Source organism: Aminobacter sp. P4_D5 (assembly GCF_056401815.1).
In genome coordinates this window covers 1-519 of record NZ_JBFUIP010001391.1, presented here as the reverse complement: position 1 = coordinate 519, position 519 = coordinate 1, and the positions used below count along the sequence as shown (strand labels likewise).

General features: G+C 68.0%; 1 protein-coding gene and 1 pseudogene. Both read left to right on the top strand.

Annotated elements, in window-relative coordinates:
• Positions 1 to 143, top strand: a pseudogene (locus AC1DWF_RS38595) (oxidoreductase); the annotation flags it as partial.
• Between the two features lie 68 nt (positions 144 to 211).
• Positions 212 to 457: a hypothetical protein gene (locus AC1DWF_RS38590; RefSeq protein ID WP_476843673.1), complete on the top strand. Its 246-nt coding sequence runs from the start codon at positions 212 to 214 to the stop codon at positions 455 to 457.
• The last annotated feature ends 62 nt before the right edge of the window (positions 458 to 519 follow it).

Below are 519 nucleotides of genomic sequence, written 5' to 3'. Positions count from 1 at the left end.
TGGTGGACATGCCCTTCGGCAAGCGCCCCTTCCGCGTCCACGTCGATCCTTCGCAGGACGGCGCGGAGATCGTGAACGGCGTCGCCGATCGTGTCAGGGCGGAGCTGCTTCGGCGAATTGGTCTGGGGGATCTGCTCGCGCCGGTTGCAAAAGCCCGACATCATGGGAGGCAGGCCGGTCCCGGCTGTCGCGGCATGGGTGTGGGTATCGCGTGCATACGATCCTGATCATCCTCGGCGGGCTGGTCCTCCTGGCCGGCATGGCGTTCGCCGGGCGGGCCCTCGGCCATCCCCTCGCCACGTTGAAGCTCTTCCTGCTGATCTGGCTCATCGCCACGGCCATGAACATGTGGATCGGGGTCACCCGCGCCGGCTACACGGTGATGTCGGAGCTGCCGATCGCGCTGCTCGTCTTCGGCGTGCCGGCCCTGGCTCTCTTGTGGATTCTCAGGCCCTGAACTCGTCGGGCCGGCGCCAGAAGAGCATGGCCGCCAGCGGCAGCAGCCAGACCACGCGCGCC